The 7,957-nt window shown below is 69.4% G+C and carries 4 protein-coding genes; 1 reads left to right on the top strand and 3 read right to left on the bottom strand.

Translation table 11 applies throughout. The features are described from left to right. The first annotated feature begins 277 nt into the window (after window positions 1–277). Window positions 278–589 (top strand): MTH1187 family thiamine-binding protein, encoded by a 312-nt coding sequence (locus QZY48_RS13630; RefSeq protein ID WP_295431491.1) that lies wholly within the window; start codon window positions 278–280, stop codon window positions 587–589. 218 nt (window positions 590–807) lie between these two features. On the opposite strand, the gene QZY48_RS13625 is transcribed toward QZY48_RS13630, so the two are convergent. The 3 genes from QZY48_RS13625 to QZY48_RS13615 all read right to left on the bottom strand — a co-directional run bounded on the left by QZY48_RS13625 (window position 808) and on the right by QZY48_RS13615 (window position 7,721). Further along, window positions 808–1,632 (bottom strand): cytosolic protein, encoded by an 825-nt coding sequence (locus QZY48_RS13625; protein ID WP_295431489.1) that lies wholly within the window; start codon window positions 1,630–1,632, stop codon window positions 808–810. 124 nt (window positions 1,633–1,756) lie between these two features. Then, window positions 1,757–5,923 (bottom strand): DEAD/DEAH box helicase, encoded by a 4,167-nt coding sequence (locus tag QZY48_RS13620; RefSeq protein ID WP_295431488.1) that lies wholly within the window; start codon window positions 5,921–5,923, stop codon window positions 1,757–1,759. Continuing rightward, on the bottom strand, window positions 5,916–7,721 hold the full coding sequence (locus tag QZY48_RS13615) for a hypothetical protein (protein ID WP_295431485.1): 1,806 nt from the start codon (window positions 7,719–7,721) through the stop codon (window positions 5,916–5,918). Before QZY48_RS13615 ends, QZY48_RS13620 begins: the two co-directional genes overlap by 8 nt. Window positions 7,722–7,957 lie beyond the last annotated feature (236 nt).

Here is a 7,957-nt window from a genome sequence, read left to right as displayed (position 1 = left end):
CCCTTATGTCACGCCCTTTCAGGGCTGGCCCGATCAACCGACGCTATCCCAGGGCGTTGCCCTGGGCTGGTATGTTCGACCCCGTTGGGGTCAGTACGCAACATAAGATGGAACCGGGTATTCGGTGAACCAATTCCCCAAGGCTCCAGCTTCGCGAGTCCGCGCGAAGCCCCCCACCGCAGGCGCCGGGAAGCAGAGCTTCCCGGACTGCCGTTACCAAGCGGAGCTTGGTAACGAGCGGAACGAATCAATCGAACGAATCAATGAGAGGCAACCAATGAACGTCATCGCCCAATTCACCCTCATCCCCATCGGCACCGGCACCTCGCTGTCAGGCTACGTGGCGGCCTGCGAACGCGTCCTGGCAGCGACCGGGCTGACCTATGAGATGCACGCCAATGGCACCAACCTGGAGGGCGAATGGGAGGCGGTCATGGACGCGATCAGGCGCTGTCATGAGACCCTGCACGGGATGGGCGTGCCGCGCATCTCGACCAGTGTCACGCTCGGCACGCGCACTGATCGGCCGCAGCGGATGGCCGAGAAGCTGGCCAGCGTGCGGGCGAAATTGGCAGACGAGAACGGATGATCGGCGCGGACGCAATCTGCCAACGGTGGCCCCCCCGGGGAATCAGGCATCGAGGCGCTGACGGGCCTTGGTCAAATTTCCGGCCATGGGGCATCGTCGCGTCGTAGGGTGGATAAGCACAGCGCAGTCCACCCGCGGCGGCGCGGGATTCGGTGCGCTATCGCTTGTCCACCCTACGGCCGGAACGATGGTCAAGGCACCTTGGAGGAAGGCACTGCTCAAGCAGCAGCGAATACGGCCTCCAACGAATCAGCCGTTAGCGCCCGCTCAAACCAAGCGGACAGTTGCGCGGATTCCGCCTCCACCAACCGGGCCCTGAAGACCTCGGGCAAGGGTCCAAACCGGACCACCAGTAAGTGTTCCAGCATTTCGCGCCGACTCTCTTGCAGGCCTTCCTGGCGGCCTTTTTCCCGGCCCAATTCGATCCCCTTGCGAATCCCGATCCGCTCCGCACTGGTTACGTATCGCATTTTGATCTCCTCTTCCAACTGCTGGATGTCCTCCAGATACGCCGTTTCCAGCGCCTCCGGCAGCACCAGCAGCCAGTCTACAAAGGCATACAGGTTTACCACATCCCGGCGGCTGAGTCCGTGTCGGTACAGCCGTCGCGTCAGCGCCAGTTTGGACGCCAGGCGCCCCGACGGATCGCCCTGGGTCGCCTGTGCCGCCAGGTGCGCCGCCACCGCGAAGGCAAACGGGTTGTCGCTGGCAGCCAGGGCGTCCTCCCAGCCCCGGTAGTCCAGCAGTTTGACCACCGGAAATTCCAACCCGGCCCGACAGCCCCAGAGCCGCCGCCAGTATTCACAAGGTCGCCAATCCACCTGCGTGTCGGCCAGCACCGCGAGACTTGCCAGCGGCAGCCGGTAGCGGTCGAACAGTCGGTAATAGTAGACGAACATGCGCTCGGAAAACGCCGCTTCCGGTTGTGCCTGGATCTCCACATGCACCAGCACCCAGGTCTCTTCACCGCTCAGACGCCAGACCCTGACCAGCTTGTCTGCATAGCGCCGCCCGACCTTCGCCTGCCGGGTGACTTGGTGCAACTCCTTGTCCAAAAACGCATAGCCCCGCGCCCAGTCGATATCCGCCTGGGTTCTGCCCCTCCAAGGCTGAAGCCTTGGACTCCATCCGGGAGGTGGCCGGAACGATGATCGAGGCCGGCAGGCCTCAACCGTCCCCCTCCACCCCCCGCACCAACGCCAGCATATCCGCATAACTCAACCTCCCCCCGTCCCCGGCCCCTTCCAGCAGCCCGTCGGCCAAATCCCGCTTGGCGGCATGGAGCTTGAGGATCTGCTCCTCGATCGTGTCCTTGGCCACCAACCGGTAGACGGTAACCGGCCGCTCCTGTCCGATCCGGTGGGCGCGGTCCGACGCCTGGTCCTCGACCGCCGGGTTCCACCAGGGGTCCATGTGGATCACATAGTCGGCGGCGGTCAGATTGAGCCCCACCCCGCCGGCGCGCAGGCTGATCAGAAAGAGATCGCCCTCCCCGGCCTGGAAGGCGGCGACGGCGGCGCGGCGCTGGGTCTCGGGGGTCGAGCCGTCGAGATACTGGTAGCGGATGCCGCGGGCGTCCAGGTGCGCGCGGATGAGCCGCAGGTGGTCGACGAACTGGCTGAAGACCAGGGCCTTGTGCCGGTTCTCCAGGAGTTCCTCGACGATCTCGGCGAAGGCGTCGAGCTTGGCGCTCGGCAGGTCGCTGTCGGGTAGGGCGAGTTGGGGATGGCAGCAGGCGCGGCGCAGCCGCATGATCTCGGCGAGCAGTTGCATCCGCTGCTGGCCCTGGTTGGCCTCCGGGCTCTGCTCCAGCCGTTCGATCGCCTGGCGGCGCATGGCTTCATACAACGCCATCTCGCCCTCGCTCAGTTCGAGCCGCAGGGTGATCTCGGTGCGCGGCGGCAGTTCGGCCAGGACCTCGCTTTTCAACCGGCGCAGGATGAAGGGCCGCAGCAGTTGGCGCAGCCGCGCCCGGGCGCCCTGGTCCTTGTTCAACTCGATGGGATTCGCAAAGCGCCGGTTGAAGCTCTCCAGTGACCCAAGCAGGCCGGGGTTGATGAACTGGAACAGGTTCCAGATCTCGCCCAGATGGTTCTCGATCGGGGTGCCGGTGGCGATCATGCGAAAGCCGCCGTTGAGCCGCATGATGGCTTGGGAGCGCTTGGTGAGCGTGTTCTTGAAGGCCTGGGCCTCGTCGGCCACGATGGTCTCCCACTGCACCGCGGCCAGGCGCTCGCCCTCGCTCTGCATGAGCCCGTAGCTGCAGACGATCAGATCGAAGGGGCCGGCCTCCTGCAGCACCGCGGCGCGATCCCCGGGGCCGAAGCGCTGGGGCCGCAGCGTCGGGGCGAAGCGCTGCGCCTCCGCGACCCAGTTGGCGCAGACCGACATCGGCGCCAGCACCAGGGTCGGGCCCTGGGGCGCCCGCGCCAGGATCAGGGCCAGGGCCTGGACCGTCTTGCCGAGCCCCATGTCGTCGGCGAGACAGGCCCCGGCGCCCCAGTAGGCGAGCCGGGCGAGCCAGCGGTAACCCTCTGTTTGGTAGTCGCGCAGTTCCGCCTGGAGGGTCGAGGGCAACGCCGGCTCCAGGTCGCGCATGGCCGCCAGGCGCGCCAGGAGCGCCTTCCAGACGGGTGCGCTCTCGACCTCCATGCCCTCGACCAGCTCCGCAATGGCCGGGGCCGCCAGGGGATGGAAGCGCCCGGCCTCGGTGAGTCCGCGCAGGCCCTCGAGGCGCCGCCGCAGGGCCTGGCTCAGGACCAGGAAGTCGTCCTCGCCCAACTGCACGAAGCGCCCGCGGGCCGCCGCCGCCAGTTCCAGCAGCTCGCGCATGGCGAGTACCCGGCCGTCGGCGAGGGTCAGGGTGCCGCCGATGGCGAGCCAGTCCCCCTGCTTCTTGACCGCCACGCGCATCTGGCCCAGTTGGGCCTCGGCGCTCAGCGCGATGCGCTTGCCCTGGGGCCAGTCCAGCACCACCGCGTCGCCGAGTGCGTGGAGTTGTTCCAGGGCGCCCAGGGCCTGCTCCGGGTCGTCCAGGTGCCAGCTCCAGCCGTCGCCCCCGGCCAGTTCGGGGCAGCGCGCGGAAACCTCCAGCGCTGCGGCCAACTCGGCCTTGAGGTCGCGGGTGCAGCGCACGGCCTGGCCGGCACGCTCGGTGAACAGGGTCGCGCCGCCCTGCCCCGGCCGCAGCTCGGGGCCGGTGTCGCCGAAGGGGTGCACATGCAGTTCCAGGCTCAGGCCGGCGTCGCTGGGGGCGAGATGCAGGTGCGGGCGGGGGTCGGCGGGGACCGTCTCGGCACTGCCGGCCGCACCGCCGCCGATGTCCGAGTGGACCGTCAGCATGGGTGCCACCGCGGTCAGCCCCTCCAGCAGCCGCGCCTCGCCACCCTTGGGGACCAGGAGCCCCTCGGGTCCCAGGATGCGGGCGATCTGCCGGTGTCTGGCGTCGAACTCCACGAGCCGGATGCGCTGGGGCGACTCGGCCACCGGCAGCACCGTGCGGTCCGCGGGCGGGAAGGGCTCGATGCTGACGCGGATGTCCTTGCTGCGCCGCACCGCCGCCAGGGTCGGACCGCCGCGGGTCAACTCCACCGGGGTATCGGGGGCCGTCGGGCGGATCACCACCGGGTGGCCGACGGCGGCCAGGAGGGCGCGGTCCAGATCGAGCCGGTAGACGGTACGCAGTTGGCTGCCATACCAGGTCTGCTCCTGCTCCTTGACGATACAGGCGAGGATCGCCCGGTCCCGCGGGGTCAGGTAGGGAAAGCCGTCGGTCTCCTCGGCGAGCTTCATCAGCGACACGGCACGGCCCTGGGTCCAGCCGCCGCGCTTCATGCGCTTCTGCTCCCGGGGGTCCAGGGTCACCCAGTCCGCGTGCAGATCGAGCAGCCAGGCCATGCGCTGGTCGGGTTCCGGCGCGGACCCGGCGCCGGTCTCGCCCGCGGCCGGCTGGGCGCCGAGCCCCTTGAGGGCCTCCAGCGCCAGCTCCCAGGCCGGCTTGGGCGTCAGCAGTCCGGTCATCAGGACCAGACCGGTCGGCACCTCGCCCAGCGTCGGCAGTTCACCCTTGAAACCGCTGGCCCGCAACGCGGCCAGGGCCTCGTGCGCGTACCAGTCGAGCCCGGCCTTGGCCGCCGTGCGGGCGCAGTCCGCGACGGCCTGCAACGCAACCGGCGACAAGGATTTACCGAGCCAGCCGAGCGCCAGGGCCTGACACAGGATCGCAAAGGCACCCTGCACGGTCAGCGTATTGCGCAACCAGGCACTCTCCTGCAATCGCATCTGTCCGCCCAGGACCGCGGCCAGGTCGCCGATCAGCCGATAGGCGTAAGCAACCGGATCGGTCACGTTGGCCCGCAGACAAAGCGCCACCTGCTTGCCGACCAACTCAAAGTCGGCCCGCCCGCCCCCCTGCCCACCCCGGCGCAGCAAGGCCATCAGGTAGAGCACGCCCGGGATGCCAGGGGTATAGAGGTTGCGCTTGCGGGTCAGCTTGCGGATGGCCAGTTCCGCGGCCTCGAAACGCTCGATGGCCTGGGCATAGTCGCCCTGCAGGAAGCACAGCCAGCCGTGCAGGGTCAGGGCCGCCGGATCGCCGCGCCCGGCGAGCAGGGCAGGAACCTCAGTGACGAGGCCGCGCAGCAGCCGCTGCTCGGCCAGGCACTCGGCGGCGTCCGGATGGGCCGCGACCAGGGGCATCAGCAGGCGCTCCGTCACGGCGTAAGTGGCGGGGTCGGCGACGAGATCCAGCGCCGACTCGCGCAGGAGCGGGCACAGGGCCAGGATCAGGACCCGCGGCGCCAGGGTCGCGAGCCAGGCCGGGTCCGGCGAGCGCGTGCAGACCTGGGCCAGCAGGGTCACCTGGGAGAAACGGACCTGGCTTGCGGATTCGCTGCCGGTGAGCCCAAGCAGTTCCAGCACCTTCTTTTCCTGCCCGGCATAGAGTGCCACGCGCAGCATCCGCAAGCGGCGCTCCTCGCTGGGCTGCACCCAACTCGGGGTCTTTGCGGTCGGGATGATGCGCTCCGCCGCCTTGGCGATGGCAGCGAAGGTCCCGTCGGCGACGCTCTCGCGGGTCAGCGGCTCGAGCAGGTCCGGGTGACAGGTCAGATTGTTCTGGCGCTGCCCGATGAGCCCCTCGCGCAGCAGCCGCTCGCGCAATGGCTTGCCCATCAGCCGGGAGAGTGGCGCGCCGTCCTGGCCGCGCCAGCCCAGGGCGTCCAGGACCTGCTGGACGCTGGTCTGGCCGACCGGCTCGCAGACCACCGACAGCACGCGCAGGATGCGCTGCTCGTCCGGGCTCAGGGCGTCGTAGCGGGTCCGCGGATCAGCCACGGGCGGTCTCCGGGAACACGAACCCGAGCTTGGCGAGCCCCTTGCGGAAGGCCGCAAGTTTCGGCTCCGGGACGCAGATCAAGCGCTCGCCGGCGCGGGTACAGTTGGGCGCGGTGACCGGGTCGGACGACAGCATCGCCGCGATGGCGGGGTCACGGCACCGGATCAGGCGCGCGGGTCCGGCATCCACGAGCGCGCCGGCGCGCTCCCCGACGCTGTCCAGCAGGTGACGGACCTGCGGCGGCAGGGCCGCGTCCGCCGCGGACTCGATGAAATCCCGGATCCGGTCGCGCTCGGCCGGGTCGGCGCTGTTGCTCAGCACCGCGTCCGGGTCCAGGACCCAGAGGTCCGCCGACGATGGCTTGCCGACCCGCTCCAACAGCAGCCGTTCCCCGGGCTCCGGCGCGCGCAGCAGGGTGAGCCCGAGGTCCGGACCGACCGCGAAGAGCGGCCGCCGTTCCTGCGCTGCCGGCCGGTAATCCCCGGCCAGACCCAGGCAGAAGGCGCCGAGCGGATTGATGCGGATGAATCGCAACCCGTCGTAGCGGCTGAGGAACTGGAGCTCGTCGGTGCCCCAGGCGTCGCCATAGTCGGCCCGCGCGAAATAGGGCAAAGTGTAGGCAACGTCGATCATACCGAGGGTGGCCAGATACTCGAACAGGTAGGCCAGGCAATAGCGCGCCTCGAGGATCGCGAATCCCCTCCCCAGGCTGCCGTACTGGGGATCGCAGAGATACAGACCCCAAGGGTTGTCGGTGACCGCGAAGGAGTGGCCGCGGGCCTGCATGTGCCGGAAGCACTCGTCGATGTCGATCCACAGACCCACCGGGCAGTCGCGCAGCGCCGCGGCGATCACCTGGCGGCGTTCGGCCGGCGCGCTCATCCGCGCACCCTTGGCGGTCTGGCCCTTGATCAGGTCCACACGGCGAAGCTCGTCCGGGGCACCCTTGAGCTGCCAGCGCTCGAACAGGTGGGCCACGATCTCCCCAAGCGGCTGCGACAGTGCCTTGTTACCCCGGGCGGTCAGGGTCAACTTGCCGCCCTCCTGCTTCGCCAGCCCCCCGGCCTGCAGCAACAGCGGCCAGGCGAAGGGGCGGATCGGACGGATGGACCCGCCGGCCCAGCGCTCGGCACCCTGATCGTCGCCAGCGGCATACCAGTCGCCGCCGAGCAGGACCGCCTCCAGCCGCGCCACCGCGGCACTGCCCGGCAGCCCGGTCTTGGCCCCGACCGCGACCGCACCCTGGCCGATCAGGCGCAGCACCGCCGGCAGGTCATGCCGCACCAGGTCCTCGGTATCGACGCGCCGCAGCGGTTCGGACCCATCCGCCTCCCGGGTCATTGACGGGAGGGTCGCGGGCAACTGCGCATTGGTCAGGGTCGCGATGGGCCGCTCCATCGGCGGCGCGGTGAGCGCGGCCAGGCGCGGACGCAGGTCCTCCGGGATCTCGCCCTGATAGAAGAAGAGCGGCAGGACGCTCGGCGGCCCCGCATCCCGGTCGGACCTGAGCGAAGACCAGGAGCGCGACTGGAAGTGGCCCGGCACCGCCCCGTACTTGGCCCCGAAGCGGACCGCGTCGAAGGACCCGCCCCAGCAATGGACCGCCTCGGCGATGGCCTGGACCTCCAACTCCGACAACCGCCCCCAGACGAGACCGAGATCGCCGGACAACAGGAAGTCGGCGAGCGCGGCGACCAGGTCCCCCTTGCGCGCGGAGCGGTCGGTGATCGGGGTCAAGGTGCGCAGTTGCTTCAGGTCATGCGCCGTCAGCACTTGGAGGATTTCATGCAGGTTCATGGTGCGTTCGGCCGGTGGGTCTTCGGGCTGGGGGTTATCTGGCAGCGGCGCGGCGGCGGCTTGGTCATCCGCTTGGCCGCCTGGCGTCGGCGGTGTCGGTCGACCTTCCGACCGGACGACCCCGCCCCGACGAGCGGGCGAACGGCCTTGGCAGCCGGCCATTCTAACGCAGCGCCGGCTGCGTGACCTGGGACGAGGGAGTCCGCGGGTGCGATCAGAACTGATGATCAGTTCTG

The organism is uncultured Thiodictyon sp., assembly GCF_903828115.1.
Taxonomy (GTDB): Bacteria; Pseudomonadota; Gammaproteobacteria; order Chromatiales; family Chromatiaceae; genus Thiodictyon.
The sequence above is the reverse complement of the archived record's forward strand: the minus strand, read 5'-3'. Positions and strand labels throughout refer to the sequence as shown.